General features: G+C 68.3%; 31 protein-coding genes. 10 read left to right on the top strand and 21 right to left on the bottom strand.

Annotated features, from left to right (window positions below; all coding sequences use genetic code 11):
• Nucleotides 1–7 precede the first annotated feature (7 nt).
• Genes VFQ64_RS13810 through ccmC form a run of 7 tightly spaced genes read right to left on the bottom strand, consistent with a single transcriptional unit; the run spans nucleotide 8 to nucleotide 4,785 of the window.
• The gene (locus tag VFQ64_RS13810) at nucleotides 8–640 is read right to left on the bottom strand and encodes a cytochrome C biosynthesis protein (protein WP_325103922.1); all 633 of its coding nucleotides are present in this window, start codon (nucleotides 638–640) and stop codon (nucleotides 8–10) included.
• Complete coding sequence (locus VFQ64_RS13805) at nucleotides 637–1,044, bottom strand: cytochrome c-type biogenesis protein (protein WP_325103921.1); 408 nt, start codon at nucleotides 1,042–1,044, stop codon at nucleotides 637–639. The genes VFQ64_RS13810 and VFQ64_RS13805 overlap by 4 nt, the downstream gene beginning before the upstream one ends.
• Nucleotides 1,041–1,568, bottom strand: coding sequence for a redoxin family protein (locus VFQ64_RS13800; RefSeq protein ID WP_325103920.1), 528 nt, complete (start codon nucleotides 1,566–1,568; stop codon nucleotides 1,041–1,043). Before VFQ64_RS13800 ends, VFQ64_RS13805 begins: the two co-directional genes overlap by 4 nt.
• Nucleotides 1,565–3,493 (bottom strand): heme lyase CcmF/NrfE family subunit, encoded by a 1,929-nt coding sequence (locus tag VFQ64_RS13795; RefSeq protein ID WP_325103919.1) that lies wholly within the window; start codon nucleotides 3,491–3,493, stop codon nucleotides 1,565–1,567. The genes VFQ64_RS13800 and VFQ64_RS13795 overlap by 4 nt, the downstream gene beginning before the upstream one ends.
• A gap of 13 nt (nucleotides 3,494–3,506) precedes the next feature.
• On the bottom strand, nucleotides 3,507–3,941 hold the full coding sequence (gene ccmE, locus VFQ64_RS13790; protein ID WP_325103918.1) for a cytochrome c maturation protein CcmE: 435 nt from the start codon (nucleotides 3,939–3,941) through the stop codon (nucleotides 3,507–3,509).
• On the bottom strand, nucleotides 3,938–4,063 hold the full coding sequence (locus VFQ64_RS13785) for a hypothetical protein (RefSeq protein WP_325103917.1): 126 nt from the start codon (nucleotides 4,061–4,063) through the stop codon (nucleotides 3,938–3,940). The genes ccmE and VFQ64_RS13785 overlap by 4 nt, the downstream gene beginning before the upstream one ends.
• Nucleotides 4,060–4,785: a heme ABC transporter permease CcmC gene (gene ccmC / locus VFQ64_RS13780; protein WP_325103916.1), complete on the bottom strand. Its 726-nt coding sequence runs from the start codon at nucleotides 4,783–4,785 to the stop codon at nucleotides 4,060–4,062. The genes VFQ64_RS13785 and ccmC overlap by 4 nt, the downstream gene beginning before the upstream one ends.
• A 110-nt stretch (nucleotides 4,786–4,895) precedes the next feature.
• Here ccmC and hemC point away from each other — a divergent pair, with 110 nt between their 5' ends.
• The gene (gene hemC, locus VFQ64_RS13775) at nucleotides 4,896–5,807 is read left to right on the top strand and encodes a hydroxymethylbilane synthase (RefSeq protein ID WP_325103915.1); all 912 of its coding nucleotides are present in this window, start codon (nucleotides 4,896–4,898) and stop codon (nucleotides 5,805–5,807) included.
• 2 nt (nucleotides 5,808–5,809) lie between these two features.
• Entirely contained in the window at nucleotides 5,810–6,652 is an 843-nt protein-coding gene (gene hemF, locus VFQ64_RS13770; protein WP_325104020.1) for an oxygen-dependent coproporphyrinogen oxidase, read from the top strand.
• A gap of 15 nt (nucleotides 6,653–6,667) precedes the next feature.
• Here hemF and VFQ64_RS13765 read toward each other — a convergent pair whose 3' ends face one another.
• The 4 genes from VFQ64_RS13765 to VFQ64_RS13750 all read right to left on the bottom strand — a co-directional run bounded on the left by VFQ64_RS13765 (nucleotide 6,668) and on the right by VFQ64_RS13750 (nucleotide 9,966).
• Complete coding sequence (locus VFQ64_RS13765) at nucleotides 6,668–6,862, bottom strand: hypothetical protein (RefSeq protein ID WP_325103914.1); 195 nt, start codon at nucleotides 6,860–6,862, stop codon at nucleotides 6,668–6,670.
• 84 nt (nucleotides 6,863–6,946) lie between these two features.
• On the bottom strand, nucleotides 6,947–7,324 hold the full coding sequence (gene clpS, locus VFQ64_RS13760) for an ATP-dependent Clp protease adapter ClpS (protein ID WP_325103913.1): 378 nt from the start codon (nucleotides 7,322–7,324) through the stop codon (nucleotides 6,947–6,949).
• 193 nt (nucleotides 7,325–7,517) lie between these two features.
• The gene (locus VFQ64_RS13755; protein ID WP_325103912.1) at nucleotides 7,518–8,180 is read right to left on the bottom strand and encodes a phasin family protein; all 663 of its coding nucleotides are present in this window, start codon (nucleotides 8,178–8,180) and stop codon (nucleotides 7,518–7,520) included.
• Between the two features lie 94 nt (nucleotides 8,181–8,274).
• Nucleotides 8,275–9,966, bottom strand: a complete 1,692-nt coding sequence (locus VFQ64_RS13750) for a class I poly(R)-hydroxyalkanoic acid synthase (RefSeq protein ID WP_325103911.1) — start codon at nucleotides 9,964–9,966, stop codon at nucleotides 8,275–8,277.
• Nucleotides 9,967–10,036: 70 nt separating this feature from the next.
• Between VFQ64_RS13750 and VFQ64_RS13745 the strand changes: the two genes are divergently transcribed.
• The gene (locus VFQ64_RS13745) at nucleotides 10,037–11,245 is read left to right on the top strand and encodes an LL-diaminopimelate aminotransferase (RefSeq protein ID WP_325103910.1); all 1,209 of its coding nucleotides are present in this window, start codon (nucleotides 10,037–10,039) and stop codon (nucleotides 11,243–11,245) included.
• Between the two features lie 74 nt (nucleotides 11,246–11,319).
• Here the strand turns inward: VFQ64_RS13745 and VFQ64_RS13740 are convergent, their stop codons facing one another.
• Nucleotides 11,320–11,655 carry a VOC family protein gene (locus VFQ64_RS13740; RefSeq protein ID WP_325103909.1) on the bottom strand — a complete coding sequence of 112 codons (336 nt, stop codon included), beginning with the start codon at nucleotides 11,653–11,655 and terminating at the stop codon, nucleotides 11,320–11,322.
• Nucleotides 11,655–12,020, bottom strand: a complete 366-nt coding sequence (locus VFQ64_RS13735) for a TfoX/Sxy family protein (RefSeq protein WP_325103908.1) — start codon at nucleotides 12,018–12,020, stop codon at nucleotides 11,655–11,657. The genes VFQ64_RS13740 and VFQ64_RS13735 overlap by 1 nt, the downstream gene beginning before the upstream one ends.
• A gap of 67 nt (nucleotides 12,021–12,087) precedes the next feature.
• Here VFQ64_RS13735 and VFQ64_RS13730 point away from each other — a divergent pair, with 67 nt between their 5' ends.
• Complete coding sequence (locus VFQ64_RS13730; RefSeq protein ID WP_325103907.1) at nucleotides 12,088–12,819, top strand: YafY family protein; 732 nt, start codon at nucleotides 12,088–12,090, stop codon at nucleotides 12,817–12,819.
• 69 nt (nucleotides 12,820–12,888) lie between these two features.
• Here the strand turns inward: VFQ64_RS13730 and VFQ64_RS13725 are convergent, their stop codons facing one another.
• A complete protein-coding gene (locus VFQ64_RS13725; protein WP_325103906.1) occupies nucleotides 12,889–14,232 on the bottom strand; it encodes an IS1182 family transposase in 1,344 nt (447 codons plus the stop codon).
• Nucleotides 14,233–14,429: 197 nt separating this feature from the next.
• Nucleotides 14,430–14,909, bottom strand: a complete 480-nt coding sequence (locus VFQ64_RS13720; protein ID WP_325103905.1) for a helix-turn-helix domain-containing protein — start codon at nucleotides 14,907–14,909, stop codon at nucleotides 14,430–14,432.
• Between the two features lie 132 nt (nucleotides 14,910–15,041).
• Between VFQ64_RS13720 and VFQ64_RS13715 the strand changes: the two genes are divergently transcribed.
• From VFQ64_RS13715 to VFQ64_RS13700, 4 genes are read left to right on the top strand one after another with little or no spacing between them, the layout of a single operon-like run.
• Nucleotides 15,042–15,401 (top strand): CC_3452 family protein, encoded by a 360-nt coding sequence (locus VFQ64_RS13715; protein ID WP_325103904.1) that lies wholly within the window; start codon nucleotides 15,042–15,044, stop codon nucleotides 15,399–15,401.
• A 41-nt stretch (nucleotides 15,402–15,442) separates the two neighbouring features.
• The gene (locus VFQ64_RS13710; RefSeq protein WP_325103903.1) at nucleotides 15,443–17,545 is read left to right on the top strand and encodes a bifunctional (p)ppGpp synthetase/guanosine-3',5'-bis(diphosphate) 3'-pyrophosphohydrolase; all 2,103 of its coding nucleotides are present in this window, start codon (nucleotides 15,443–15,445) and stop codon (nucleotides 17,543–17,545) included.
• An 11-nt stretch (nucleotides 17,546–17,556) separates the two neighbouring features.
• Entirely contained in the window at nucleotides 17,557–19,350 is a 1,794-nt protein-coding gene (locus VFQ64_RS13705; RefSeq protein ID WP_325103902.1) for a DUF885 domain-containing protein, read from the top strand.
• A 16-nt stretch (nucleotides 19,351–19,366) separates the two neighbouring features.
• Nucleotides 19,367–20,341, top strand: a complete 975-nt coding sequence (locus VFQ64_RS13700; RefSeq protein ID WP_325103901.1) for a M48 family metalloprotease — start codon at nucleotides 19,367–19,369, stop codon at nucleotides 20,339–20,341.
• 3 nt (nucleotides 20,342–20,344) lie between these two features.
• Here VFQ64_RS13700 and VFQ64_RS13695 read toward each other — a convergent pair whose 3' ends face one another.
• Nucleotides 20,345–20,734, bottom strand: coding sequence for a type II toxin-antitoxin system VapC family toxin (locus VFQ64_RS13695; RefSeq protein WP_325103900.1), 390 nt, complete (start codon nucleotides 20,732–20,734; stop codon nucleotides 20,345–20,347).
• The gene (locus VFQ64_RS13690) at nucleotides 20,735–20,980 is read right to left on the bottom strand and encodes a type II toxin-antitoxin system prevent-host-death family antitoxin (RefSeq protein ID WP_325103899.1); all 246 of its coding nucleotides are present in this window, start codon (nucleotides 20,978–20,980) and stop codon (nucleotides 20,735–20,737) included.
• A gap of 93 nt (nucleotides 20,981–21,073) precedes the next feature.
• On the opposite strand from VFQ64_RS13690, the gene VFQ64_RS13685 reads away from it, so the two are divergent.
• Entirely contained in the window at nucleotides 21,074–22,108 is a 1,035-nt protein-coding gene (locus VFQ64_RS13685) for a glycosyltransferase family 2 protein (protein WP_325103898.1), read from the top strand.
• Here the strand turns inward: VFQ64_RS13685 and VFQ64_RS13680 are convergent.
• A complete protein-coding gene (locus tag VFQ64_RS13680; protein WP_325103897.1) occupies nucleotides 22,042–22,770 on the bottom strand; it encodes a class I SAM-dependent methyltransferase in 729 nt (242 codons plus the stop codon). The genes VFQ64_RS13685 and VFQ64_RS13680 overlap by 67 nt on opposite strands.
• The gene (locus tag VFQ64_RS13675) at nucleotides 22,771–23,208 is read right to left on the bottom strand and encodes a GtrA family protein (protein WP_325103896.1); all 438 of its coding nucleotides are present in this window, start codon (nucleotides 23,206–23,208) and stop codon (nucleotides 22,771–22,773) included.
• Between the two features lie 80 nt (nucleotides 23,209–23,288).
• Between VFQ64_RS13675 and VFQ64_RS13670 the strand changes: the two genes are divergently transcribed.
• Entirely contained in the window at nucleotides 23,289–25,043 is a 1,755-nt protein-coding gene (locus VFQ64_RS13670; RefSeq protein WP_325103895.1) for an AcrB/AcrD/AcrF family protein, read from the top strand.
• A 7-nt stretch (nucleotides 25,044–25,050) separates the two neighbouring features.
• On the opposite strand, the gene VFQ64_RS13665 is transcribed toward VFQ64_RS13670, so the two are convergent.
• On the bottom strand, nucleotides 25,051–25,668 hold the full coding sequence (locus VFQ64_RS13665; RefSeq protein ID WP_325103894.1) for a MarC family protein: 618 nt from the start codon (nucleotides 25,666–25,668) through the stop codon (nucleotides 25,051–25,053).
• Nucleotides 25,665–26,531, bottom strand: coding sequence for a bifunctional methylenetetrahydrofolate dehydrogenase/methenyltetrahydrofolate cyclohydrolase FolD (gene folD / locus VFQ64_RS13660; protein ID WP_325103893.1), 867 nt, complete (start codon nucleotides 26,529–26,531; stop codon nucleotides 25,665–25,667). The genes VFQ64_RS13665 and folD overlap by 4 nt, the downstream gene beginning before the upstream one ends.
• Nucleotides 26,532–26,557 lie beyond the last annotated feature (26 nt).

Here is a 26,557-nt window from a genome sequence, read left to right as displayed (position 1 = left end):
GTTCGGGTCACGCGCCGGCCGCCATGGCCTCATACTGGTCGATGATCACCAGCCGCTCGGCGATGTCGGCCCGATACGGCGCATTGCGCGGCGCCAGCGCCAATGCGCGCAGCCAAGCCGTCCGGGCGCCGGCGAGATCGCCCGCCCGCGCCAGCGCCATGCCGAGGAAGAAGGGTGGCCCCGGCTCGCGCGGCGCCAGCGCCACCGCGCGCTGAAAGGCGAAGCGCGCCGACGGCGAAAACTGGCCATCGTCATGCGCCGCCAGCGCCGCGCCGAGCCCGGTCCATAGCGCCGGCTGACCGGGGGTGGCGCGGATCGCCCGGAGCAAGCCCGCCGCCGCTCCCGTCGCGTCGCCGTCGCGCAGCCTAGTGTCCGCGACCGCCAGCGCCTCGCGATCGCCGAGCGTGCCGGGCATGATGGCCGCCCGGAACGCGATCATTCCGGGCTCGACCTCGATCGTCTTCACCTTGGCGCTGACCGGCTGCCCGGGCAGGCCCGCGCGCTGCTGCCACGCATAGCCGGCGCCGCCCAGCATCAGCGCCGCGCCGGCAAGCGAGGCATAGACCCGCGCCAGTCCCGCGGCTCGCATCGCCGCGAAGGCCAGACCGCCGATCGCGAACAGGGCGATCCAGCCGCTCACCGCTTCTTCCTCTTGAAGGTGCGCGACATGATCAACCCGCCGATCGCGAGCAGCAGCAGCGGCGCGATCCACAACGGCGCGGTGACGGCGCTGAGCGGCGGATTGTAGGTGACGTAGTCGCCATAGCTGCGGATCAGCCCCTCGCGAACGCTACCGGCGCTCTCGCCCGCGGCGATGCGGCTGCGCACCAGCGAACGCATGTCGCCCGCCATCTCGGCGTCGCTGTCGATGATCGCCTGACCCTGACAGACCAGGCAGCGCAGCTCCTCCATCAGCTTGCGCGCCGCCGCCTCTTTGGCCGGATCGGCGAGCTGGGTGTTGGCATAACGCGCGGGCGGCAGGTTGGACTGTGCGAACGCCGGACCGGCCAGCAGCAGGCAGGCGATAGCGACGCCCCGCCTCATTTACCGTTCCTCACCGCGGCGATGATGGTCGGGATGTCGGCTTCCTCGATCGTGCCGATATGCTGCAGGACGATCCGCCCCTGCCCGTCGATCACGAAGCTCTCGGGCACCCCCGACGACCCGAGCGCCAGCTGGACGCGCGATTCGCGGTCGCTGCCGATGCGCGCATAGGGATCGCCGTTGCGCGCGAGGAAGGTGCGGACATCGGCATCGGCGTCGCGGATCGCGATTCCGTCAATGGCGACACCGGCGCGCTTGAGCGCCATCAGCTTGGGCGCCTCGACGATGCACGGCACACACCAGCTGGCGAAGACGTTGAGCAGGCGCCGCTCGCCGGCAGCGAAGTCCGCGGTGGTCAGCCCGGGCTTGCCCGGCGCGATCGCAGGCAGCGCGAATGCGGGGAGCTTCTTACCGATCAGCGCGGAGCGCACGGTGCGGTCGGCGGGCTTGACCAGACCATTGACGAACACGGCGAGCAGCACGGCAAACGCCAGCAACGGCACCCAGAGCAACCAGCGTTTCACGCTGCTACCGGCAGTGACGGCGTGGCCCGCCGTTCCCGCCGCATGCGCCCGACGAGCGACAGCGCGCCGCCCAGCGCGATCAGCATGCCGCCCAGCCAGATCAGCGTGACGAACGGCTTCCACCACAGCCGCAGCTGCCAGCGGCCGCCCTCGCCCTGCTGCCCCAGCACGGTGTAGAGCTGGCCGTCGAGCCGGGTCGCGATCGCCGACTCGCTGGTGACCATCGTCGGATTGGCGAAGAAGCGGGACTGCGGGCGAAGTTCCAGCGGCGTCCCATCGCCACGCTGCACCCGCAGCCGCGCCTCCAGCGCCGACCAATTGTCGCCGACCGCCGGTGCCACGTCGACCAGCGTGACGGCGAACGGTCCCACGCGCTGCGTCTCGCCGATCCGCGCCGCGACCAGCGTCTCCTTGGTAAAGGCGGCGTCGCACGCCATTCCGGCCAGGCTCACGGCGATGCCGAGATGCGCGACCACCATGCCCCAGGTGAATAACGGCGTGCGCCCAAGATCGCGGCCCCACAGCGGCGCGATGCTGGCGACGCCGACGCCGGTCGCGATCGCCAGGCCGAGCAGCGGCAGGATGCCGATGCCGGGCGCGAGCAGCCGGATCGCGATCAGGGCGACGACCACCAGCACCGCGGCCGGAATCACGCCGCGCCCCAGCACCGCGCGCCATGCATCGCGTCGCCAGCGCAGCAGCGGTCCGACCGCCATCACCATCACCAGCGCGAGCGCGATGGGCCCGGCCGCGGCGTTGAAGAAGGGCGGCCCGACCGACAGCTGCACCCCGAAGCTCGCGGCCGCGATCGGGTAGAGCGTACCGATCAGCACCACCCCCAGGATCACCGTCAGCAGCAGGTTGTTGACCACCAGCGCGCCTTCGCGGCTGACCGGCTCGAAGGTCGTGCCCGCGCGCACCGTGCCGATCCGCAGGGCGAACAGCGCCAGCGCGCCGCCGATATAGATCGTCAGCAGCGCCAGGATGAACGCGCCGCGCTCCGGGTCCACCGCGAAGGAGTGGACGCTGGTGAGGATGCCCGAGCGGACCAGGAAGGTGCCCAGCATCGACATCGAGAAGGCGACTACCGCCAGCATGATCGTCCACGCGCGCAGGCCGTCGCGCGTCGCCAGCACCGTCACCGAATGCAGCAGCGCCGTCGCCGCCAGCCACGGCATCAGCGATGCGTTCTCGACCGGGTCCCAGAACCACCAGCCGCCCCAGCCGAGCTCGTAATAGGCCCAGTAGCTCCCCGCCGTGATGCCCAGCGTCAGGAAGATCCAGGCGCCCAGCACCCAGGGCCGCATCGCGCGCGCGAACGCCGGACCCACATCGCGCGTCACCATCGCGCCGACCGCGAAGGAGAACGCGATCGAGATGCCGACATAGCCCAGATACAGCGTCGGCGGATGGAACGCCAAGCCGGGGTCCTGCAGCAGCGGGTTGAGCCCCTGCCCGTCCGCGGGCGCCGGATCTACCCGCGCGAACGGATTGGAGGCGAACAGCAGGAACGCATAAAAGCCGAGCGCGATCAGCGCCTGCGCCCCCAGCGTCGCGATCAGCGTGCGCTCCGCCAGCCGCTTCTCGAACAGCGCCACCGCCCCTCCCGCCAGCCCCAGCACCGTCACCCAGAGCAGCATCGAGCCCTCGTGGTTCCCCCACGCACCCGCCAGCTTGTACAGCCACGGCTTGGCCGAATGGCTGTTGGTCGCGACCAGCAACACGCTCATGTCCGAACGCAGGAACAGCCAGATCAGCAACGCCATCGCCACCCCGGCGAGCAGCCCCTGGACGACGGCCACCGACCGCACCGCGCCCGCGATCGCCTCACCCCCGCGGGCGACGCCCGTGATCGCGAGCACCAGTTGCAGCAGCGCAAGCGCGCCCGCCAGCCAGATCGCCGCCAGTCCTGCCTCGGCAATCACCCGATCACCTCATTCACTTCTGAATCGTCTCGCTCTTGTGCATCTTGCCGGCGACCTGCGGCGGCATGTAGCGTTCGTCGTGCTTGGCGAGGATGGTCTCCGCCACGAACGCACCGCCTGGGGCGACGCGCCCCTCGGCCACCACGCCCGATCCCTCGCGGAACAGGTCGGGCAGGATGCCGCGATAGGCGACAGGCGTCGTCGCGCGGTTGTCGGTCACGACGAAGCTGGTGGTGACGCCGTCGGGCAGCTTGGTGATCGATCCGACGGCGACCATTCCCCCCAGCCGGATCGCCGTGCCGGGTGCGACGCCGGCGGCGGCGAGGTCGCTGGGCGCATAGAAGAACGCCGCCTGATCCTTCATCGCCGACATCGCCAGCAGCGCCGCGCCGACGACGGCGGCGACGGCCAGCAGGGCGAGCCACAGGCGCTGGTTCTTCGCGGTCATGACCGGGAAATCTCGGCGGCGGTCTCGGCACGGCGCATCGCCAGCCACGCGACCAGCGCCGCCGCGGCGCTCCCGCCCAGCGTCAGCGCATAGGCCGCGGCGATGAAGGGCCAGGCGTTCATGCCCGCGCCATCCGCCGCATCCGCGCCTCAACGCGCGCCAGGGCCAGCAGCGTGCGCATCCGCATGATCACTATGCTCGCGAACAGCAGTGTGAAGCCCGCCAGCGTCCACCACAGCGGCCACAGCAGTGCGGCGTCGATGCTCGACCCCGACAGGGTGATGCTCGGCCCCTGGTGCAGCGTGTTCCACCACACCACGGAATAGCGGATCACCGGCAACAGCACGCTGCCCGCGATCCCGAACAGCGCCGGAATTCGTCCGTCGCCGTCCCGATCCGCGTCGGCGCGGGCCAGCGCCAGATAGGCGAGGTAGACGAAGAACAGCAGCAGCATGGAGGTCAGCCGGCCATCCCACTGCCACCACGTCCCCCAGGTCGGTCGGCCCCAAATCGACCCGGTCGCCAGACACAGTCCGGCGAACAGCGCGCCGGGCGCGGCGATCGCGCGCGCGGCGATATTGGCCAGCGGATGCCGCCATACGAAAAAAGCGATGCTCGACATCGCGATTCCGGTCCAGCCGCCGGTGCCGAGCCAGGCGGTGGGCACATGGATATACAGGATCCGGACGCTCTCGCCCTGCAGATAATCCGCTGGCGTCTGGGTCAGGCCAGCCCAGGTGCCGATCGCGATCAGCAGCACACCGGCCCAGAACAACACCGGGGTCAAGGGCCGCGTGATCTTCAGGAAGCGGGCGGGATTGGCGAGGGCGTGTACGCTGGGCACGCCGGAGCATAGGCAGGATCGCCGACCGAAGCCAAGCCCGACCGCTCGGCCTCGTCGTCCACATCATTTGACAGTCGGTTTTCGCGCCCATACCCAAAGGCGGTGATTGGATGTTCTTCCGTGCCGCGCGGCGGTGCCACCACCTCATGAACCGGATCCGGTTGGGTACTCGCGGGTCTCCGCTCGCGCTCGTGCAGGCGAACATCGTCCGCGACGCCCTGATCGCGGCGCATGCGGTCGACGTCGAGATCGTGGTTATCCGCACCACCGGCGACGTGGTCCAGGACCGGCCGCTGGCGGAGATCGGCGGCAAGGCGCTGTGGACCAAGGAACTCGACCGGGCGCTGCTCGGCGGCGCGATCGACTGCGCGGTCCATTCGATGAAGGACGTGGAGACGATCCGGCCGACGGCGATCGCGATCGTGGCGATGCTGCCGCGCGCCGATGTGCGCGATCGACTGATCGGCGCCGCGTCGATCGCCGACCTGCCGCAAGGTGCAACGGTGGGCACCAGCTCGCCGCGCCGCCGCGCGCAGCTGCTTCGGCTTCGGCCGGACCTGCACGTGGTGTCGTTCCGCGGCAATGTCGACACGCGGCTCGCCCGGCTGGCGGCGGGCGAGGCCGACGCCACCTTGTTGGCTGCGGCCGGCCTCGCGCGGCTGGGACGCCCGGATGTCGGCACGGCAATCGAACTCGACATCATGCTCCCAGCCCCGGCGCAGGGCGCGGTCGGCATTGAGGCCCGGAGCGACGACGCTGGATTTCGCGCGATGCTGGGGGTCCTAGATCACGCGCCCACCCATGCCGCCGTGCTGACGGAGCGAGCGTTGCTGGCCGCCCTCCACGCCGGCTGTCACTCACCGGTCGCGGCGCTGGCGGGCGACGACGGCCTGATCCGCGCCGAGTTGTTCACCGAGGACGGCCGCGATCATGTCGCCGGCACCGGCGACGACCCGGCGGAGCTCGCGCGCGACCTGCTGGCGCGCGCGCCGCATACCGTTCGGGAGTTGTTCGCAGCGTGACCATGCCGCCCTTGGACTCCGAGCAAGCCGCCGCGCGCACCTGGTTCGAACATCTGCGCGACCTGATCTGTGCCGAGTTCGTTGCGATCGAGCGCGAGAACGGCTCGGCCGCCGCGTTCGGCTACACACCCTGGGACCGCACCGACCCGTCCGGAGTCCCCGGCGGCGGCGGGGTGCGCGGGGTGATGAAGGGGCAGGTCTTCGAAAAGGTCGGGGTCAACGTCTCGACGGTCGGCGGCACCTTCGAGGGCGATTTCGCCAAGTCGATCCACGGCGCGGCCGAGGACCCCGGCTTCTTCGCCACCGGCATCAGCCTGGTCGCGCACATGGCCAATCCGCACGTCCCGGCGGTGCACATGAACTGCCGCTTCCTGGTGACGACGAAGCGGTGGTTCGGCGGTGGCGCCGACCTCAACCCGCCGCTGCCGCGCGACGAGGATACCGCCGAGTTCCATGCCCTCCTGAAGGCGACCTGCGACCGCCACGATCCGACCTATCACCCGCGCTTCAAGGCTTGGGCGGACGAGTATTTCTACATCCCGCACCGTCAGGTCCACCGCGGCGTCGGCGGCATCTTCTACGACCACCTCGAGGGCGACTTCGGCGCCAACTTCGCCTTCACCCAGGATGTCGGGCGCGCGTTTCTGGAGGCCTACCCGCGGATCGTCCGCCGTCGCATGCACGAGCCCTTCACCGACGCCGACCGCGCACAGATGCTGTCATGGCGCGGCCGATACGCCGAGTTCAACCTCGTCTATGATCGCGGCACGTTGTTCGGCCTGAAGACCGGCGGCAATATCGACGCGATCCTGATGAGCCTGCCGCCGACCGCCACCTGGGCCTGACCGCCCGGCGCGATCTTACAACTTCGGCGAGTGATCCGGCGCCTTGCGGCCGGCGTCGAGGTCGGCCGCGACGTTGCGCTCCTGCCGTCCGTCCAGGGGATGCCGGTTCGACCGCTTGCGCAGAAAATAGGCAAATCCGATCGCCACGATCGCGGCGACAAGCACCAGCGTCATGAGGTTCTGCGAAGCGAGAAAGCCGGTGGAGGTCATATCGTAACTCTTTCTATCAGAGCCCCGAGCGTTAACCCCTTCAATCGTGCGCTTGTTCCCACCGTTCGCGCGGACCGACCGAACCTAGGCCTTCTCCAGCGTGCATTGCAGCGGATGCTGGTTCTGCCGCGCGAAATCCATGACCTGGCCGACCTTGGTCTCGGCGACTTCGTAAGAAAAGGTGCCGCACACCCCGACGCCCTTCTGATGAACGTGGAGCATCACCCGCGTCGCCGCCTCCATGTCCATGCGGAAGAAGCGCTGGAGGCAGAGCACGACGAACTCCATCGGCGTATAATCGTCGTTGAGCATCAGCACCCGGTACGGCGTCGGCTGCTTGGTCTTGGCGCGCGTCTTGGTGGCGACGTTGAGGCCGGTGCGGCCACCATCGGCGATGTCGCCGTCATCGCCGCCGTTGTCTCCGGACCGACGCTCGGCTGCTGTGATCGGGTCGAACTGCATGCGAGGTCAAAATATGGGAACAGGCGGAGTCGAGGCAAGGGCTTAATGCGAAAAGGGCGGCGATCCGAAGACCGCCGCCCCATGTCGTTCGGCAGGCCGTCACGGAAGTAAATCCCATGACGTCGAAGCTCGGCTGATGCCGAGCCCGGCCGGCCTGGAGGCGCGCGACTCAGCGTGGCTGAGCCGTCTCGCCTCAGGCGGCCTGCTTGATCTTCTCGACGGCGACCGCGACGCGGTTGGAGATCGGCTGCGCGACCTCGCCAGCGAGCTTGAGCACCGCCTCGGTCGAGTGCGAGGTCTGGGCGACCATCGCGTCGAACTGCTGGCGGATATAGTCGCCCTGCAGCTTCACGAACTCGGTCGGCGACTTGACGGTTGCCATGGTGCGTGCGGCCTCGGTCGCGCCTTCGAACTGCTTGCGGACATAGGCGGCCTGCTCCTGCGCCATCGACTGCATACCGGCGAACGCCAGCTTGCCCGACTCGACCAGCGCCTCGACATTGCCCTTGGTGAAGCCGTTCATCTCGGCGAACAGCTTGGTCGACTTCTCCATTGCATCCTTGGCGCGGCCATTCATGTCGCCGAACATCGCCTGGGCGGTGTTGGCGCCCTGCTGCGTGCTGGTGTCGGTCATGTTCTCGATCGTGGTAGCCATGGTGGGTTCCTCATCTACGGTGTCCGCCGGCAGGGCGGAGGTGGGTTGAACGGCGACAGCGGCGTCGGAGAATGTCGCGGGCGCGGCCACGAAACCCTCGTCGTTCTTGTAACCTTTGCCCTTCTTGGGCTTGGGCGCGGCAAGTGCCGCCGGGATCGACTCGGCCGAGCCGAGATCGGTCAAAGTGGGAAGATCCGACATCAACGCTCCTCTGTTGCACTGCAACATAGGGCATTGGACCCTTCGGTCAAGCGAAATGCTGCGATGCAGCAAACGTTAGATACCGGCGAGCACTTTACCTGGCGCGCACATACTCACCTGGCGCTTCCCCCAACGCCGGCAACGCTCCGGCGCCCGGCACCCGTGCGCCGTCTGCCGCGACCTCGTCCGCATCCAGCCCGCGCAGCCACCCGATCCAGTCCGGCCACCAGCTGCCCTTGGTCTCGCTCGCGCCCGCGACGAACTCCGCGAGCGTGTCCGCCCTCGCGTCGTTGGTCCAGTATTGATACTTCCCCGCCGCCGGAGGGTTGACCACGCCCGCGATGTGCCCGGAGCCCGCGAGAACGAACCGAAGCGGCCCGCGAAACAGATGCGTGATCTTCCACACGCTTTCCGCCGGCGCGATATGATCCTCGCGCCCGGCCTGGACATAGGTCGGCGTTTCGACCTTGGTCAGGTCGATCGGCGTGCCGTTCACCGACAGCCGGCCCGGCTCGATCAGCAGGTTGTCGCGGTACAGATCCTTCAAATAGCTCTGGTGCCACGCCGCCGGCAGGTTGGTGGTGTCGCCGTTCCAGTGGAGCAGGTCGAACGCCGGATACTCCTCGCCGAGCAGATAATGGTTGGTGACGTAGTTCCAGATCAGGTCGCGCCCGCGCAGAAGGTTGAAGGTCGCGGCCATCACCCGACCGTCGACATAGCCGTCGGTCGACATCCCCGCGATCAGCTCCATCTGCCGGTCGTCGACGAAATGCTTGAGCTCGCCGGGATCGGAGAAATCGACCTGCGCGGTGAAGAAGGTAGCACTCCTGACCTTCTCCGCCGCGCCCTTGGCCGTCTCCACGGCCAGCGTCGCGGCCAGCGTCGTCCCCGCGACGCAATAGCCGATGGCGTGCGCGGCCGGCACACCCAGCAGGTCGCGCACCGTGTCAATCGCCTCCACCTGCGCGGCGACATAGTCGTCCCACTTCACCTCCTTGTGGCTGGCGTCGGCCGACTTCCACGACACCATGAACACGGTCAGCCCCTGTTCCACCGCCCAGCGGATGAAGCTCTTCTCCGGCGTCAGATCGAGGATGTAGAAGCGGTTGATCCAGGGCGGAAAGATCACCAGCGGCGTCGCCAGGACGCGCTCCGTCGTCGGCGCGTATTGGATCAGCTCGTATAGCGGTGTGCGCTTAACCACCTTGCCCGGCGTCGTCGCGAGGTTGCGGCCGAGCTCGAAGGCATCGGGCGCGGTATGCGTCAGCTGCCCCTTGCCCATGTCGGCGAGCATGTTCTGCATGCCCTTGACCAGGTTCTGCCCCCCCGTCTCGACGGTCCGCTGCAGCACCTGCGGGTTGGTCAAGGGAAAGTTGGACGGACTCATCGCATCGGCCAGCATCCGCGCGGTGAAGCGCAGCCGCTCGCGCTGCGGCTCGTCGACGCCATCCATCTTGTCGATGCTTCCCATCAGCGCCGCGCTTGCCTGATCGTAGGCCTGCCGGATCGCCGCGAAGCCCGGCTGCGACCAGGCCTCGTCCTTGAAGCGCTTGTCCTTGGAAGCGGCGACGGGTTCGGCGGGGGTCAGGAAGCGCTGCCACAGCTGCAATCCGTCGCGCCAGAACTGCCCGACCCGCTCGACCGTCTCCGGATCGTTGACCCCCGCAACGGTGCCGCCCGCCTCCTTCATCGTCGCAATCGCGCGCTCGAGCAGCTTTTCCTGCTCCGCCCCCACGGTCTGCAGCCACTGCATCGGATGGGTCGGGGGTGTCGGTGCGTCGGCCATCTCGGATCCTTCTCGTCACTCTGCCTCGGCCGGGGTGACGTGCGTAGCAGAAACGCTGTAAGCGACGAACATGTCCGACGACTTCTACCGCATCAAGCGGCTGCCGCCCTATGTCATCGCCGAGGTCAATGCGATGCGAGCGCAGGCGCGGGCATCGGGCGAGGACATCATCGACCTCGGCATGGGCAACCCCGACCTGCCGCCGCCGCCGCACGTCATCGCCAAGCTGGTCGAGGTCGCGCAGAAGCCCGACGCGCACGGCTATTCGCAGTCGAAGGGTATTCCGGGCCTCCGTCGCGCCCAGGCCAACTATTATGGCCGCCGCTTCGGCGTCGATCTCGACCCCGAGACCGAGGTCGTGGTGACGATGGGGTCCAAGGAAGGGCTGGCCAGTCTCGCCACCGCGATCACCGCGCCCGGCGACGTCGTGCTCGCGCCCAATCCGTCCTACCCGATTCACACCTTCGGCTTCATCATCGCCGGCGCCACGATCCGTGCGGTGCCGACCACCCCTGACGAGGCCTATTTCGAGAGCTTGGAACGCGCGATGGCGTTCACCGTGCCGCGCCCGTCGGTGCTGGTGGTCAACTATCCGTCCAATCCGACCGCGGAGGCGGTGGACCTCGCCTTCTACGAGCGCCTTGTCGCCTGGGCCCGCGACAACCAGGTTTGGGTGATCTCCGACCTCGCCTATTCCGAGCTTTATTATGATGGCGTGCCCACGCCCTCGATCCTGCAGGTGCGCGGCGCCAAGGACGTGGCGGTCGAGTTCACCTCGCTCAGCAAGACCTATTCGATGGCCGGCTGGCGGATTGGCTTCGCGGTCGGCAACGCCAAACTGATTGCCGCGATGACGCGGGTGAAGTCGTATCTCGATTACGGCGCCTTTACCCCGATCCAGGCCGCCGCCTGCGCCGCGCTGAACGGCCCGCAGGACATCGTCGAGACCAACCGCCAGCTCTATCACAAGCGTCGTGACGTGCTGGTCGAAAGCTTCGCGCGCGCCGGTTGGGACATCCCCAGCCCCCGCGCGTCGATGTTCGCCTGGGCCCCGCTGCCGCCGGCGCTGAAGCACCTGGGCAGCCTCGAATTTTCCAAACAGCTCCTGACCGAAGCCAAAGTCGCGGTCGCGCCGGGCGTCGGCTATGGCGAGAACGGCGAAGGCTTCGTCCGCATCGCGATGGTCGAGAACGAACAGCGCCTGCGCCAGGCGGCGCGCAACGTGAAGCGGTATCTCGCCAGCATGGGGGTGAATACGCCGGCGCAGGGGACGGGGTAGAGATACGGCTCGCCCGATGGCTCATGCAGCCAAAAACCGACCGCTTATGAGACACTCACGTGGCGCCAAAGTCGTCAGTCCGCCTTAACGGCGGCAAGCTCGTTTCCGCTCGGATCACGGAAGTGGAAGCGTCGACCACCTGGAAAGGCAAATATCGGCTTGGTGATGACCCCTCCCGCCTTGCCCACCGCTTCGAGGGAGGCCTCGAGATCATCGACGGCAACGACCGCCAGGGGCGCGGAAGTGGCCTCGCTTGCGTCTGCCTGCAAGCCGATGTCCACGTCACCCGTCATCATGCAGGAGTAGCTTGGGCCGAAATCGGTAAAGGCGAGGCCGAACGCATCGGTGTAGAACGAGCGAGCTGAAGCCAGGTTGGATGCCGGCAATTCTACGAAGCAGATACGAGACATCAGTTGCTCTCCAGAGGTTTTTTGCGTGGCTTCTTGGCCGTCGGTTTCAGGCCTGCTGCACTGCGCGCCATCCACGACCGAAGGCTTCCGGGATCGGCCAGCATCGCCTCCGGCAGCAGGAGGTAACTCTTGCTCGGCGGATCGTCCGGTTGGTACCGTAGCGGCTTCACGTCGGGCACCGCGCTCAACGCCGCGTGATCCGCGCCAGTCATCTTGAGCGCAAGCCCCACATTCGAGAGTGAAGCGAACGCCTGCCCAGCGGCATAGCCGAGAATCCCGCCGAACATAGGGCGGAACCCAAGTTCAAGGTCGCGCGGACTCGCCGCCTCCATTACGGCCTGCAACTCCTTTGGATCGTGCTCCACCCCGCGCCTCACCGTTGTTCAATCAACCCTATGCCTACACGCGGGCTCCTGCCAACGTGGTGTCAGCATGACGCGCCGAGCCGATCGCCTCCTTGCCCTGCTCGAACTGCTCAGGAGCCTTCCGGTTAGCACGGCGGCGAACCTCGCCACGACGCTCGAAGTGTCCATCCGCACGGTATACCGCGACATTGATGCTCTCGTCGCAACAGGCGTTCCGGTGCGCGGCGAAGCAGGCGTGGGCTACATGCTGGAAGCCGGATATCATCTACCCCCGCTGAATCTCACGGCCGAAGAAGCCGAAGCCTTGGCGCTCGGTGCGCGGGTGCTCGCCACCTGGAGCGACGGGGCCGTCGCCGGGCAAGCCGCTGCAGCGCTGGCAAAGGTACGAGCCGTCTTACCCGCGTCGGGTCAGGCGGGGGTCGATCAGGACATATTCTGGGCACCGCAATGGGTGGAACGCCATGCGCCCAGGGTCGACCTGCTCGAACTGAAGCGCGCCGCGCAACGTCGGCGCGTGCTGGTGATCGAATATGAGGCGCTGGACGGCGCTCGCACCACCCGCACCGTTCGCCCGCTCTCCATCAACTTTTTTGGCCCTGTCTGGCTGCTGGCTGCCTGGTGCGAGCTAGCGGGGGACTTCCGGTGTTTTCGGCTCGATCGAATCGATTCCGTGACGCTGACCGGCGCGATATTCCGCGATGAAGACGGCAAGCGACTTGCTGATTTCAAACGGATCAAGGGTGAGGAAGCGCGCGTAGCGGAGTTCGATACCAGCGTCACAACCGAAGGAGGCTGTTGAAAAAGGAGGCGGTCGGCGGCTGGGGCTGCGAGCGATATCGTCGGCATGCGGTTGAGCGAGCCGCCTGGCTCAGGCGGGGGCCGCCCGGCTGGCGAGGAGCTGGAGGTTGTAGGCCGCAGCCGCCATGGTGAACTCCTCGGCGGCTCCGGCGAGGCCTCTTAGCTTCAGTGTTCGCAGTTTCAGGTTGCGTTTGAGGTGCCCGAACACGCGCTCGATGCGCTTTCGCCGTTCTCTGGCGCGGGTGTAGGCGTCGGTTCCGGCGAGCGCGCGGACCTGGTCACGCGCGTCCTCGTCCACGAGGCGGGTGACGGCGCGTCGCTTGGCCGTGGTGCATCGCGGCTTGAGCGGACATCCGGCGCAGTCGGCCGCATGGCTGCGATAACGGCGCACCTGGCTGGCGCGGACCGTGCCGCGGTAGGTGAGGGGCTTGTCGGCGGGGCAGCGGTACGTGTCGGTATCAGGGTCGTAAGTGAACGCGTCTCGGGTGAAGAAGCCGTCGCGTTGGCGGGTGCGGTCGATGACCGGCACGTACGGCGTGATACCCCGGCCGATGAGCCAGCCGAGCAACGGGCCGTTGCCGTAAGCCTTGTCGGCCGCGAGGCTCGTGGGCGCGATGCCGAGCCTGGCCTTAACGCGGTCAACCAGCGCCCGGGTTGCCGCGACCTCGGCCGAGAAGCGCGCGGGCGTCGCCTCGACGTCGAGGATGCAGTCGGTGTCCAGGTCGAGCAGCGGGTTGATCGCGTAGGCGAAGCGCCCCGGGCCGTGCTTGCACGTGAACGCGGCTTGCGGGTCGGTCGGCGACACGTGGGTCGGCTCGATGGGCGCGGGCTCGTCGGGATCGGGTGGCAGCGCCGCGTCCAGCGCGGCCAGGTACTCCGCCACGGGCCGCAACACCGCCTCGCGTGCGCGGAGTGCGTCGGCCGCAGTGGCGCCCGGAAGCTTCTTCTCCCAGCTCGCGTCCGCCTGGATCGTGCTGCCGTCCACCGCCAGCTCGCGGCCCGCGACCAGCCCAGCCGCAGCGCAGCGTGCGACCACCTCCTCAAACAGCAGACGGTGCAGGTCGCACTGGCGGAAGCGGCCGTGCCGGTTCTTGGAGAAGGTCGAGTGGTCGGGCACCCGGTCGCCGAGATCGAGCCGGCAGAACCAGCGGTAGGCGAGGTTGAGGTGTACCTCCTCGCACAAGCGTCGTTCCGAGCGGATGCCGAGCAGATAGCCGACCAGGAGCATCCTGAGCATCAGCTCCGGGTCGACCGACGGGCGCCCGCTCGCGCTGTAGCTGCCGGCCAGCGCCTCGCGTACGAAGCCGAAGTCGAGCAGACCATCGATGCGGCGCAGCAGGTGGTCAGCCGGAACGTGGTCGTCGAGCCGGAACCCGTAGAACAACGACCCTTGCGCGACCTGCCGACCCATCATCGCGCGTGCTCCCCGTCGCCTTACGGCAGGGAATCACGACCGCACACCCACCGCAAGTACGAGTTTTTCAACAGCCTCGAAGGGTTTTAACACCGTTCAGTGGCGCAGCTTGAACAACGCAAGTTGAGCGTGACGGGACAAACCCGCTAATCCGCTGAGGTCGGCTTCGAACCAACCTTCCTCCGAATGCCGCCCGCCTACTCCGCCGCGATCGCCTCATCCGGGTCGCGCGCGATGTCGGCGGGTAGCGCCCAGTGGAGGTCCGACAGCCCGAGGACGCGGCCGTCGTGCGACAGCACAGACACCGGCTGGATCGGCCGCGTGTCGCGCATGTCCACCAGCACCGGGAAAGCGGGCATGCAGGTCTCCCACCGCTCGCCCCATTGCCGCATCGCGATCATCGTCGGCAGCAGCGCCGCGCCCTTTTGCGTGAGGCTATACTGCACCTTGCGCCGGTCGTCGGGCATCGGCTCGCGTTGGAAGATGCCGTACTGGACCAGCTTGGCAAGGCGGTTGGCCAGGATGTTGCGCGCGATGCCCAGCTCCGACTGGAACTCCTCGAAATGGTGCAGCCCGTTGAACGCGGCGCGCAGGATCAGGAACGACCAGCGCTCCCCCACCGCCTCCAGCGCCGCGGGCAGCGAGCATTCGTCCAGCTTTTCCCGGAGCTTGCCCATCAATCCATCCTCTTCCTGCCATAGCGTAACGCAAACGCGACCGAGATGCCGCACGAAAAGTTAGTTTCTCGTTGCAACTAGAAACCTACTCGGATAGGTAGTGATTCGCAACGCATCTAACAGGAGGTTCTCATGCGCCAGGTTCTCGCTCTCGCCGCCGCCGTCCTCGTCGGCTCCACGATGATCGCCGCCACTGCCGATGCGCAGAGTGCCGCTGCTTCACCCGGCGCCTACTACGTCGCGGTCCCCGCCGCGCAGCCCGGCAAAACGACGCTGATCACCCGCTCCACCCCTTGGGCGCTGCGCGGCAACGCCTATGTCGCCGCCCGCGCGCCCGAGCGCGACACGGTGCTGTGTCAGCTCGTCGCGAAGAACACCGGCGCGCTCGCGTCCTTTGCGGCCGGCGGCAAGACCTATGACGCCGACCAACTCGCCAAGTGCAATTCGGTCGCGAAGGGCGGCAACGGCGGAACCGCGATTGTTGCGCGCTAATTCTGTTGCATAGCAGCACGCCGCCCCTGCAAAGAGGCGGTGTGCTGCGGCAATATGAGCTCGTCGATCGCGTCCTCGACTACGATCCACAAGCCGACGAGGCGCTCCTCAACCGCGCCTATGTCTTTTCGATGAAGGCGCACGGGTCGCAGAAGCGCGCGTCCGGCGACCCATATTTCTCGCACCCGATCGAGGTCGCGGGCATCCTCACCGACCTGCGCCTCGACGCCGAGACGATCGCCACCGCCATCCTCCACGACACCGTCGAGGATACGGTGGCAACGCCGGAGGAGATCGAGAAGCTGTTCGGCGCCAACGTCGCGCGGCTGGTCGACGGCGTCACCAAGCTTTCCAAGATCGAGGCGCAGTCGGACAATGAGCGCGCGGCGGAGAACCTGCGCAAGTTCCTGCTTGCCATGTCCGACGACATCCGCGTGCTGCTGGTCAAGCTCGCCGACCGGCTGCACAACATGCGCACACTCCACCACATCGTCAACCCGGACAAGCGCCGCCGCATCGCGCGCGAGACCATGGAAATCTATGCGCCGCTCGCCGAGCGCGTCGGCATGTACGAGTTCATGAAGGAGATGCAGACCCTCGCCTTTCGCGAGCTCGAACCGGAGGCATATGAGTCGATTACCCGCCGGTTGGATCAACTGAAGGAAGGCGGCGGCAATCGCATCGCCAAGATCGCATCCGGCATAAAGCTGCTGCTTTCCCGCACCGGCATCGACGCCGACGTATCGGGTCGCGAGAAGCATCCGTATTCGATCTGGCGCAAGATGGCCGAGCGCCACATCTCCTTCGAGCAGCTGTCCGACATCATGGCCTTCCGGGTCGTCGTGGCGTCCGAGGAGGAATGCTACCGCGCGCTGGGCGCCATCCACCGGCGCTGGCCGATGGTGCCCGGCCGGTTCAAGGACTATCTCTCCACCCCCAAGCGCAACGGCTATCGCTCGCTCCACACGTCGGTCATCCACGCCGAGAACACCCGCGTCGAGATCCAGCTCCGCTCCAAGACGATGCATGCCGAGGCGGAGTACGGGCTCGCCGCGCACTGGGCGTACAAGGAGGGCAAGAGCCGCGCCGACGCGGACCACAGCTGGATCCGCGATCTGGTCGAGATCCTCGACACCGCCGCGACGCCTGAGGAACTGCTCGAGCACACCCGCATGGCGATGTACGCCGACCGCATCTTCGCCTTCACCCCCAAGGGCGAGCTGATCCAGCTGCCCAAGGGCGCGACGCCGATCGACTTCGCCTATGCCGTCCATACCGATTTGGGCGATCAGGCGGTGGGCGCGAAGATCAACGGCCGCGTCGTGCCGCTGTCGACGGTGATCGAGAATGGCGATCAGGTCGCTATCCTCAACTCCAAGGGTCAGTCGCCGCAGCCCGCCTGGCTTGACGTCGCGATCACCGGCAAGGCGCTGGCCGCGATCCGCCGCCACCTGCGCCACGAGGAACGCGACGAGCAGCTGAAACTCGGCCGCAAGCTGCTCGACGACATCATCGGGCGCCTGCCCGCGCCGCTCGCCGCCGATGCGGTGACGCAAGGTCTCAAGCGGCTGAAGCTCCCCGACGAGCCCGCGCTGCTGACCGCGATCGCGCGCCACACGCTCGCCGACGGCGCGGTGATGGAGGCGCTGATGCCCGGTTCGGCCGGCGCGGACGTGGCGATGGTCGCCCCCCAGACCCAGGCGATCTCGATCAAGGGCCTGACGCCCGGCGTCGCCTTCGAGCTGGCGGAATGCTGCCACCCGGTGCCCGGCGACCGCATCGTCGGGCTGCGCCGGCCCGATGCCGGGATCGAGGTCCATGCCATCGAGTGCGGCGTGCTGGCGGAGCTCGCCGAGCGCTCCGCCGAGGAGACCGACTGGATCGATCTCGGCTGGGGCGACAAGGCCGACGGCGCCGTCGCGCAGATTTCGGTGATGGTCAGGAACGAACCCGGCGCGCTCGGCCTTGTCGCCACCATCATCGGCCAGCACAAGGCGAACATCATCAACGTCCGGCTGGATACCCGCGACACCCGCTTCCACACCAACACCATCGACGTCGAGGTCCACGACCTAGCGCAGCTGCTCCGCCTGATGGCGGCGCTGCGCGCGGCGGACGCGGTACACATGGTGGAGCGGATCTAGGAGAGAGAGACATGGATCGCCGTCAATTCATCGCCGGCGGCACCGCCGCCGCCACCGTCGCGCTGCTGCCCGCCACCGCCGCGACCCAAAAGGGCGACGCGGCCCTCACCGCCGCTTTCGACACGATCTTCGCAGACGGCGTCCGTGCAAGTCCCGAAGGCGCTACTTCGCTCGGGCTCGACAAGGGTGCGAACGCCGCCCTGCGCCGCCGGCTCAACGACAATGGTCCAGGCGCGCTGGCGAAGGATCTGGCCATGTCGCGCCGGCATCGCGCTCTGCTCGCCGCGGTCGATCCCGCCACCCTCTCGCCCCAGGCCAGGATCGACCGCGAGGTCGTGCTCTATTCGATCGACCAGCAGATCGTCGGCCCCGAGCGTTTCGGGCTGGGCTCGCCGCAGGGGCCGTATCGGATCACCCAACAGGACGGCGCCTATTTCGGACTGCCCGACTTCCTCGATTCGACGCATCCGGTCGCCGACGCGGCCGATGCGGACGCCTATTTGGAGCGGCTGTCGCAGGTCGGCCGCGCGCTCGACAACGACACCGCCGTACAGCGCGAACAGGCGGCCAAGGGCCGGCTCGCGCCCGACTTTTCGCTCGATCTGGCACTCGCGCAGATGGCCAAGCTCCGCGCGCCCGCCGCGGCCGAGAACGGGCTGACGCGTTCGCTGACCCGTCGCGCGGGCGAGGCGAAGCTGACCGGCGAGTATGGCCCGCGCGCCGTGCGGCTGGTCGAACAGTCCGTCTATCCCGCGCTCGATCGCCAGATGGCCGCCGTGCGGCAGCTCCGCACCCGCGCGCGCAGCGCGGCAGGCGTCGGCGCGATCCCCGGCGGCGAGGCGATCTATGCCGCCGCGCTGGCACAATCCACCACCACCAACTTCTCCCCCGACGAAGTGCACCGCATGGGACTGGCGCAGGTCGCCGATCTGACCGCGCAGCTCGACACCATCCTCAAGGGGCAGGGTTTGACCCAGGGCACGGTCGGCGCGCGGCTGGCGGTGCTCAACAAACTGCCGGCGCAGCTCTATGCCGACACCGACGCCGGCCGCGCCGAACTGTTGCGCGGCCTCAACGAGGGCAATCGCGCCATGCAGGCGCGGCTGGGCAAGGCGTTCAGCAACGCACCCAACGCGCCGCTGGAGATCCGCCGCGTTGCGCCCGAGATCCAGGACGGCGCGCCCAACGGCTATTACTATCGCGCGCCCTTGGACGGGTCACGTCCGGCGATCTACTGGATCAACCTGAAGTCGGTCGGCGACTGGCCGAAATACACCCTGCCCTCGCTGACCTATCACGAAGGTGTGCCGGGTCATCACCTGCAGATCTCCACCGCCCAGCGAGCGCCGACCCATCCGCTGCGCAAGATCGCCTTCTTCAACGCCTATCTGGAAGGCTGGGCGCTGTACGCCGAGCAGCTCGCGGACGAGCTGGGCGGGTATGCCACCCCGGTGGAGCGCGCCGGCTATCTGCAATCCTTCCTGTTCCGCGCCGCGCGCCTGGTGGTCGATACCGCGATCCACACCAAGGGGTGGACCCGGGAGAAGGCGACGGACTATTTCGTGGACACCGTCGGCTTCGCCCGGCCACGCGCGCAACGCGAGATCGAGCGCTATTGCGTGTCGCCGGGTCAGGCCTGTTCATATAAGATCGGCCACGCCGCCTGGCTGCGCGCGCGGGCGGAGGCGCAGCGGATCGCCGGCGATCGCTTTGACCTGAAGCACTTCCACGACATCCTCGAAGCAGGCGCGATGCCGCTCGTCATGCTGGAGCGGCTGACCACCGAGCGCGCGCGTGCGATCTGATCACCGGAGACGTCCCATGCGCCCCACCGCCCTCGCCGCCCTGCTGCTGGTCACGGCGCCCGCCACGCTGCCGGCGCAATCGCGCGGCATTTCGGCATCCGACAAGGCGACGGGCGCGCAGGCGCACCCTCAGCTCCTGGCCCAATATGGCGGCGCCTATCGCGGGCCGCAAAGCGCGCTCGTCGCCCGTGTCGACCAGCGCGTGGCGGTGCAATCCGGACTGTCGAACGCAGGCGGCGACTTCATCGTCACGCTGCTCGACTCACCCGTGGAGAACGCCTTCGCCATCCCCGGCGGCTATGTCTATGTCACCCGCCAGCTGCTGGCGCTGGTCAACTCCGAAGCCGAGCTCGCGTCCGTGCTCGGGCACGAGGTCGGCCATGTCGCCGCGCGGCACGCCGCCAAGCGCAACACCCGCGCGCAGCTCGGCGGGCTAGCGGCGGCGGTGGTTGGCGCGGTCACCGGCAGCGATCTGGCCGGGCGCGCGGCGGGCTATGGCTCGCAGCTTTATACGCTCGGCTTCAGCCGCAAGCAGGAGTATGAAGCCGACGGTCTCGGCGTCCGCTATATCGCGGCGGCCGGCTACACGCCGCATGCCGCCGCCGACATGCTGGCGGAGCTGAACGAGTCGAGCCAGCTGCAGGCGGCGGTCACCGGCCGCGGCATAGGTGGCCTCACCTGGATGTCGACGCATCCCAACGGCGCCGACCGCATCGCGCGCGCGGCCCGGCTCGCCGATGCGACACGCCGCCCGGACACCACCGGAGTTCAGGATACAGGCTTCCTGCGCGCGCTCGACGGCCTGCCTTATGACGACGGCAGCAAGGTGGTGCGCATCCACACCGTCCGTGTCGACGAGACGGCGCGCGGCCTGGCGGCGCGCATGACCTATCCGAGCCATCAGCTCGACCGGTTCAGCGTCCTGAACGCCATTGATCCGGACGCCCCGCTCAGGCCCGGTACGCTGGTCAAGCTGATCGTCGCGCGCTGAGGCTTACCAGAGACGAGGAACCTCGTAGCGGTCGAACTTGTCGTCGATCGACACCAGCGTGAGGCCTTCCACCCGTGCCTGCGCGATGAGCAGGCGATCGAACGGATCGCGATGGTGCATCGGCAGGTCGGCGACCGCGACCGCGTGGCGCATCTCGACCGGCAGCGGAGCAAAGCGCTGCTCCGCCAGCATCCGGTCGAACCCGGCGAGCAGTGGCGCCATACCGCCGAGCTTACCGGTCGCGTGCTTGGTTGCGATCTCGAATGCGGTGACGCTGCTGACCAGCACTGAGCGGGGCGCGGCGCTTGCTATGGCGGCGCGGGCGGCTGAGCTGAGGGCCGGAAGCTCGTCGAACCACCACAGAAGGGCGTGCGTATCGAGAAGCAGCCGCAACTAGAGCAGTCCCCATTCCGCCAGCTCTTCATCAGTAAGAGCATCGAACGCGTCGGGCGCATAGGTGAATTGACCCTTCATGCTCCCCGGCACACGCGGCGGGTGCACCGAAGCATTTTCCACCGGCACCAGCCGCACCTTCGGCACGGTGCCGCGCGCGATCACCACGTCCTCGCCCTCCAGCGCGCGGGCGATCAGCCGAGACAAGTGCGTTTTCGCCTCATGCACCGTGACCGTGGTCGCCATCGCCGGTCTCCTTAGTCAACTCACTTAGCTAAGGCAGCTCCGGCGCTCAAGATCGGCGATGACGCCCGGGACTACGCGCGCTACACCGCACCCATGCGCCGTCCCGCCTTATCCGTCGTGATCCCCTGCTACAACGAGGCGGCCTGTCTCGACATGCTCCACGCGCGGGTCGCGGCTGCGGCGCGCGCGGCGGTGGGCGACGATCACGAGATCGTACTGATCAACGACGGCAGCCGCGACGACAGCTGGGCGGTGATGCGGCGGCTGGCGGCGTTCGACCCGCGGCTGGTGGCGATCAACCTGTCGCGCAACCATGGACATCAGCTGGCGCTGACCGCTGGGCTGGACCTGTGCGCGGGTGAGCAGATCCTGATCATCGACGCCGACCTGCAGGATCCGCCGGAGCTCCTGGTCGGCATGCGCCGGACGATGATCGAGCACGGCGCCGATGTGGTCTATGCGGTGCGTCGCAAGCGGCAGGGCGAGACCTTGTTCAAGAAGGCGACGGCGGCGATCTTCTACCGGCTGCTGGACCGGCTGACCGACACCGAGATCCCGCTCGATACCGGCGATTTCCGGCTGATGAGCCGGCGGGCGCTCGATGCCTTCCTGGCGCTGCCCGAACAGGCCCGCTTCATCCGCGGCATGGTGGCGTGGGTAGGGTTCCGCCAGGTGCCCTTCACCTATGATCGCGCAGAGCGCGCGGCGGGCGAGACCAACTATCCGTTCGCGAAGATGCTGCGGCTCGCCTTCGACGCGGTGACCGGCTTCTCGACCGCGCCGCTGCGCTTCGCCAGCCATGCCGGGCTGGCGCTGACGGGCGTGTCGCTGCTGCTGTTCGTGTATATCGGCATCGGCTGGCTGACCGGTTCGGCGGTCGAGGGATGGACCTCGCTGATGGCCGTTACCGTGTTCATCGGCGCGGTGCAGATGTTCGTGCTCGGCATGATCGGCGAGTATCTGGGCCGCATGTATGTCGAGGTGAAGCGGCGCCCGCTGTACTTGGTCGCCGATATCGCCGGGCCGGTGCAGGGGACGCCCAGCATCGGCTTCGTCGCCGATCAGCCGGGAATGGCGAGCGTGACCAGCGAAACTCCCGGGGTCATGGGCACCCTGCCGACCAGGTGACGCTCGAGCCGGAAGATGCGCTCGAACAGCGCGTTGATCGGCGCGGGCGGCGGTGAGTCGTCGCTGTCCTCCCGTCCCGTCGCCTTGCCCGCCAGCCGGGCGGCGGCGGCGAGGGGAAACAGCAGCGAGTTGAACCAGCGCAGCTTGACCGGCTTCAGCCCCGCCGCGCCGATCGCCGCGCGCAACGTCGCCTTGGTATAGCGGCGGTGATGGTGGTTGACGACATCGTGCGCCGACCACATCCAGGCATGCGCCGGCACCGCGATCAGGATCTTGCCGCCGGGTTTCAGCAGCGTCTTCATCGCCGCTAGTGCTGCGACATCGTCGGCGATGTGCTCGACGACATCGAGGACCGCGACCAGATCATAGGCGCCGCGCTCGACCCCCGGCAGTTCGGGCAAGGGCGCATCGCCGACCGGTCGGCCCAGCCGCTCCCCGGCAATGGCCCGCGCGGCGGGGTCGATCTCGATCGCCTCCACGCTGCCGAAGGCGCTCAGCATCGGCAGATTGTGGCCGGTCCCACAGCCGATCTCCAAAATGCGCGCATCGTTCGGCAACGCGCCGTAGCGGTTCAGGTAATCGCGCAGGATATCGCGGCGCGCGCGATACCACCAATGAGTGGAGTCATGGGCCGCCATGCGGTCATAAACGACGCGGTCCATTCAGGCGTACACCCAGTTGCGCTGCAACCAGAAGGTCGCGAGCGGCGTCACCGCGATCGCCGGCACCAGCGGCCACCAGGTGGGACCACCGACCAGCGGCCCGGTCAGCACCCAGGTGAACAGCGCGTTGAGCCCGAACCCGAACAGCTGCACGCAGAAAAAGCGATGCGCGGTACGCGCGGACCGGGTGCCGTGCCCGCGGAAGCTGATCCGGCTGTGCGCGACATTGCCGACCGCGGTCGCCGACAGGAAGGCGATCACCACCGCGATCAGCGGCCACACCGCACCGCCGCCAAGGTCGACGAGACGGTCGCCGAAGGTCGCGATCGGCCAATAGACCGCTGCATAGAACGCCGTGACGCCGAGCCCCGTCACGCCGAAGCGCAACAGCTGCCCCAGCACCTCATTGTCCCGCAACTGGCGCAACACCGCCGTCACTTGCCCTTCACCCCACCACCGTTAGAGCGGCCGCGTGTAGGGCGGGGACGGGCGTGAGGGAAGCTGCTTCGGATCGTTGGTTGCGGGATCTCGACCGCCATTGGGTGGCGTGGGTGCTGATCGCCTGGGTCGCGTTCGCGGCGTATCAGATCGCCAGCGACTGGAACGCGATCCGCTGGCTCTCGCTCGGCGACACCGACGACAACATGCGGCTGATGCAGGTGCGCGCGCTGCTCGACGGGCAGGGCTGGTACGACCTGCGCCAGTACCGGATGAACCCGCCCGCCGGCTTCGACATCCACTGGAGCCGGCTGGTCGACCTGCCGCTCGCGGGCCTGATCCTGTTCTTCGACCTGTTCACGACGCGGGAGTGGGCGGAGCGGCTGGCCTGCGGGGTCGCGCCGCTGCTGCCGCTTGCCATCGCGCTGCTGGGGCTGGGCGCGACCGTCCGGCGGCTGGTGCATCCGCTCGCCTGGACGCTGGCGACGCTGGTGTTTCTGACCGCCTATATCCCGATGCTGATGTTCGGGCCGATGCGGATCGACCATCATGGCTGGCAGCTGGCGATGCTCAGCCTGACGCTCGCCGGCCTGTCCGATCCGCGCCGGTCGCGCGGCGGCGTACTGGTGGGCATGGCGAGTGCGCTCAGCCTCACGATCGGGCTGGAGATGCTGCCCTATTGCGCGATGGCGGGCGGCATCCTCGCCTTGCGGTGGGTCGCCGACCGCGACGAGGCGACGCGGCTCCAGGCCTATGCGCTGACGCTGGGGGGCGGCAGCGCCGCCGGCTTCGCGCTGTTCGCGTCCAACGCCAACTGGGCGCCGCGCTGCGACGCGCTGACGCCGGTATGGCTGAGCGTCACCGTCGCCGCCGGCGGGCTGCTGTTCGCGCTCGCGCGGCTCAGCCCCGCCACGGCGCGGACGCGGCTGATCCTGGCGCTGCTGGTCGGCGGCGGCATTGCGATCGGCTTTGCCAGCCTGTTTCCGCAATGCCTGACCCGGCCCGAACAGGTCTCGGACGAACTGGCGCGCGAGTGGCTCAACAACGTCAAGGAAGCCAAGCCGATCTGGGGGCACCCGCTCCGCATCGCCTTTCCGATCGCGGCGCTGCCGGTGGTGGGGCTGCTCGGCGCAGGTCTGGCGATCTGGCGCGCCGAAGCGGACCGGCGCGCCGCCTGGTGGCCGGTCGCGCTGTTCAGCGCCTTTGCGGTGTTCATGCTGACCTGGCAGGTCCGCGCCGGACCGGCGGCGCAGCTGCTCGCGGTGCCGGGCGTGACCGCGCTCGGCTGGGTCCTGCTCCCCTGGGCAAGGCGAAGCCGGTCGATGCTGCTGCGTGTGCTCGGCCCGGTGGCGGTGCTGGTTCTCGTCATGGCCGGGCTGTTCGCGTCGACGGCGGTGAACTGGTTTCAGGTCGACCGTCCCAGCCCGAACGCCACGCGCGTCAACACCGCGACGGGCGAGTGCATGCGCACCTCGCGCCTGCTGACGCTCAACCGCTATCCGCGCGCGCGCATCTTCACCTTCGTGGATTTGGGCCCGCGCATCATCACGGTCACCCATCACGACGCGATCGCCGGCCCCTATCATCGCAACGGCGACGCGATCCTCGACGTCAAACACGCCTTCGGCCGCTCGCCGGAGGAAGCACGTGCGATCATCAAGCGCCACGGCGCGACGCTGATGCTGCTGTGTCCCTACATGGCCGAGTCGACGATCTACCGTGCCCGCAACAAGGGCGGCTTCTACGACCGCCTCGCGCGCGGCGAGCGCTTCCCCTGGCTGACGCGGCTGCCAATGCCGCAGCGATCGCCCTATGCGATCTACCGGGTGGACTGAGGAATCGTCACCGCAGCGAGACCTGCAACCCGTCCATCACGAACTGCACCGCCAACGCCGCCAGCAGCACACCCAACAGCCGCGTGATCACCGCCTCGATCCGCGCGCCCAGTCGCCGCATGATCGGCCCCGCCGCGAGCAGCGCCACCAGCGTCAGCAGCAGGATGGTACCGAGTGCCGCCAACACGATCGCGGAATCCCGCAGCCCGTCGTTCCTCGCCATCAGCAGCATCACCGACGCGATCGAGCCCGGCCCCGCGATCATCGGCATCGCCATCGGAAAGATCGACACGTCTTCGACATGCTCGGCCTGCACCTTGGCGGCGCGGTCCTCGCGGCGTTCGGTGCGCTTCTCGAACACCATCTCCAGGGCGATCAGGAACAGCATGATGCCGCCGGCGATGCGAAAGCTGGCGAGGCTGATGCCCAGTCCGCGCAACAGGTCCTCGCCGACCAGCGCGAACACCAGCAGGATCGCCGCCGCGACGCCCACCGCGCGGAACGCCATCGCGCGGCGATGAACGTCCGATGCGCCCGCGGTCAGCCCGGCATAGATCGGCGCGCAGCCGGGCGGATCGATCACCACGAAAAAGGTGATGAGCGAGGAGATGTAGAGCTCGATCACAGCCCCGCCTCCACGCCCTCGCGCCGGCATGCCGACACCAGTGTGTTGCGCAGCAGGCACGCGATCGTCATCGGCCCGACCCCGCCCGGCACCGGCGTGATCGCGCCCGCGACCTCCACCGCGCCCGCGAAGTCGACATCGCCGACCAGTCCCATGTCGGTCCGATTGATGCCGACGTCGATCACGCAAGCCCCCGGCTTCAGCCATTCGCCCCGGATCATCCCCGCCACGCCCACCGCCGCGACGACGATATCGGCACGGGCGAGGTGCGCGGGCAGGTCACGGGTGCGGCTGTGCGCCACGGTCACCGTGCAGCTCTCCGCCGTCAGCAGCGCCGCCATTGGCTTGCCGACGATGTTGGAACGGCCCACCACCACCGCCTCCAGCCCGGCGAGCCGCGGATGCACGTCGTGCAGCAGCAGCAAGCAGCCGTACGGCGTGCACGGCACGAAGCCCGGCAGCCCCGTCGCCAGCCGGCCGGCGCTGACGGGGTGGAAGCCGTCGACATCCTTGTCCGGGTCGATCGCCAGGATCACCGCGTTCGCGTCGATCTGTGGCGGCAGCGGCAGCTGGACGAGAATGCCGTCGACCGCCGGGTCCACGTTCAGCCTTGCGACGAGCGCCAGCAGGTCCGCCTGCGAGGTATCTACGGGCAGGCGGTGCTCGAAGCCCGCCATCCCCGCCTCGCGCGTCGCCCGCCCCTTCGATCGGACGTAGACCGCAGACGCCGGATCCTCGCCGACCAGCACCACGGCCAGCCCCGGCGCGCGACCGCTCGCCGCGCGGAAGCGCGCGACCTCGGCCGCTACGTCCGCGCGGAGGGCGGCGGCGCGCGCCTTGCCGTCGATGATGGTGGCGGTCATGCCTGGGCCTTAGCGGCAAGCGCCCG

It is taken from the genome of Sphingomonas sp., assembly GCF_035714405.1.
Lineage (GTDB): Bacteria > Pseudomonadota > Alphaproteobacteria > Sphingomonadales > Sphingomonadaceae > Sphingomonas.
This window is presented reverse-complemented; position numbering and strand designations above follow the sequence as displayed.

Excerpts from the sequence above, each read along its gene's own strand:
- VFQ64_RS13805 (WP_325103921.1), bottom strand. The coding sequence starts at position 1,044 with ATGAGGCGGGGCGTCGCTATCGCCTGCCTGCTGCTGGCCGGTCCGGCG.
- ccmE (WP_325103918.1), bottom strand. The coding sequence starts at position 3,941 with ATGACCGCGAAGAACCAGCGCCTGTGGCTCGCCCTGCTGGCCGTCGCC.
- VFQ64_RS13785 (WP_325103917.1), bottom strand. The coding sequence starts at position 4,063 with ATGAACGCCTGGCCCTTCATCGCCGCGGCCTATGCGCTGACGCTGGGC.
- hemC (WP_325103915.1), top strand. The coding sequence starts at position 4,896 with ATGTTCTTCCGTGCCGCGCGGCGGTGCCACCACCTCATGAACCGGATC.
- hemF (WP_325104020.1), top strand. The coding sequence starts at position 5,810 with ATGCCGCCCTTGGACTCCGAGCAAGCCGCCGCGCGCACCTGGTTCGAA.
- VFQ64_RS13765 (WP_325103914.1), bottom strand. The coding sequence starts at position 6,862 with ATGACCTCCACCGGCTTTCTCGCTTCGCAGAACCTCATGACGCTGGTG.
- clpS (WP_325103913.1), bottom strand. The coding sequence starts at position 7,324 with ATGCAGTTCGACCCGATCACAGCAGCCGAGCGTCGGTCCGGAGACAAC.
- VFQ64_RS13755 (WP_325103912.1), bottom strand. The coding sequence starts at position 8,180 with ATGTCGGATCTTCCCACTTTGACCGATCTCGGCTCGGCCGAGTCGATC.
- VFQ64_RS13750 (WP_325103911.1), bottom strand. The coding sequence starts at position 9,966 with ATGGCCGACGCACCGACACCCCCGACCCATCCGATGCAGTGGCTGCAG.
- VFQ64_RS13745 (WP_325103910.1), top strand. The coding sequence starts at position 10,037 with ATGTCCGACGACTTCTACCGCATCAAGCGGCTGCCGCCCTATGTCATC.
- VFQ64_RS13740 (WP_325103909.1), bottom strand. The coding sequence starts at position 11,655 with ATGTCTCGTATCTGCTTCGTAGAATTGCCGGCATCCAACCTGGCTTCA.
- VFQ64_RS13730 (WP_325103907.1), top strand. The coding sequence starts at position 12,088 with ATGACGCGCCGAGCCGATCGCCTCCTTGCCCTGCTCGAACTGCTCAGG.
- VFQ64_RS13725 (WP_325103906.1), bottom strand. The coding sequence starts at position 14,232 with ATGATGGGTCGGCAGGTCGCGCAAGGGTCGTTGTTCTACGGGTTCCGG.
- VFQ64_RS13720 (WP_325103905.1), bottom strand. The coding sequence starts at position 14,909 with ATGGGCAAGCTCCGGGAAAAGCTGGACGAATGCTCGCTGCCCGCGGCG.
- VFQ64_RS13715 (WP_325103904.1), top strand. The coding sequence starts at position 15,042 with ATGCGCCAGGTTCTCGCTCTCGCCGCCGCCGTCCTCGTCGGCTCCACG.
- VFQ64_RS13705 (WP_325103902.1), top strand. The coding sequence starts at position 17,557 with ATGGATCGCCGTCAATTCATCGCCGGCGGCACCGCCGCCGCCACCGTC.
- VFQ64_RS13700 (WP_325103901.1), top strand. The coding sequence starts at position 19,367 with ATGCGCCCCACCGCCCTCGCCGCCCTGCTGCTGGTCACGGCGCCCGCC.
- VFQ64_RS13690 (WP_325103899.1), bottom strand. The coding sequence starts at position 20,980 with ATGGCGACCACGGTCACGGTGCATGAGGCGAAAACGCACTTGTCTCGG.
- VFQ64_RS13685 (WP_325103898.1), top strand. The coding sequence starts at position 21,074 with ATGCGCCGTCCCGCCTTATCCGTCGTGATCCCCTGCTACAACGAGGCG.
- VFQ64_RS13680 (WP_325103897.1), bottom strand. The coding sequence starts at position 22,770 with ATGGACCGCGTCGTTTATGACCGCATGGCGGCCCATGACTCCACTCAT.
- folD (WP_325103893.1), bottom strand. The coding sequence starts at position 26,531 with ATGACCGCCACCATCATCGACGGCAAGGCGCGCGCCGCCGCCCTCCGC.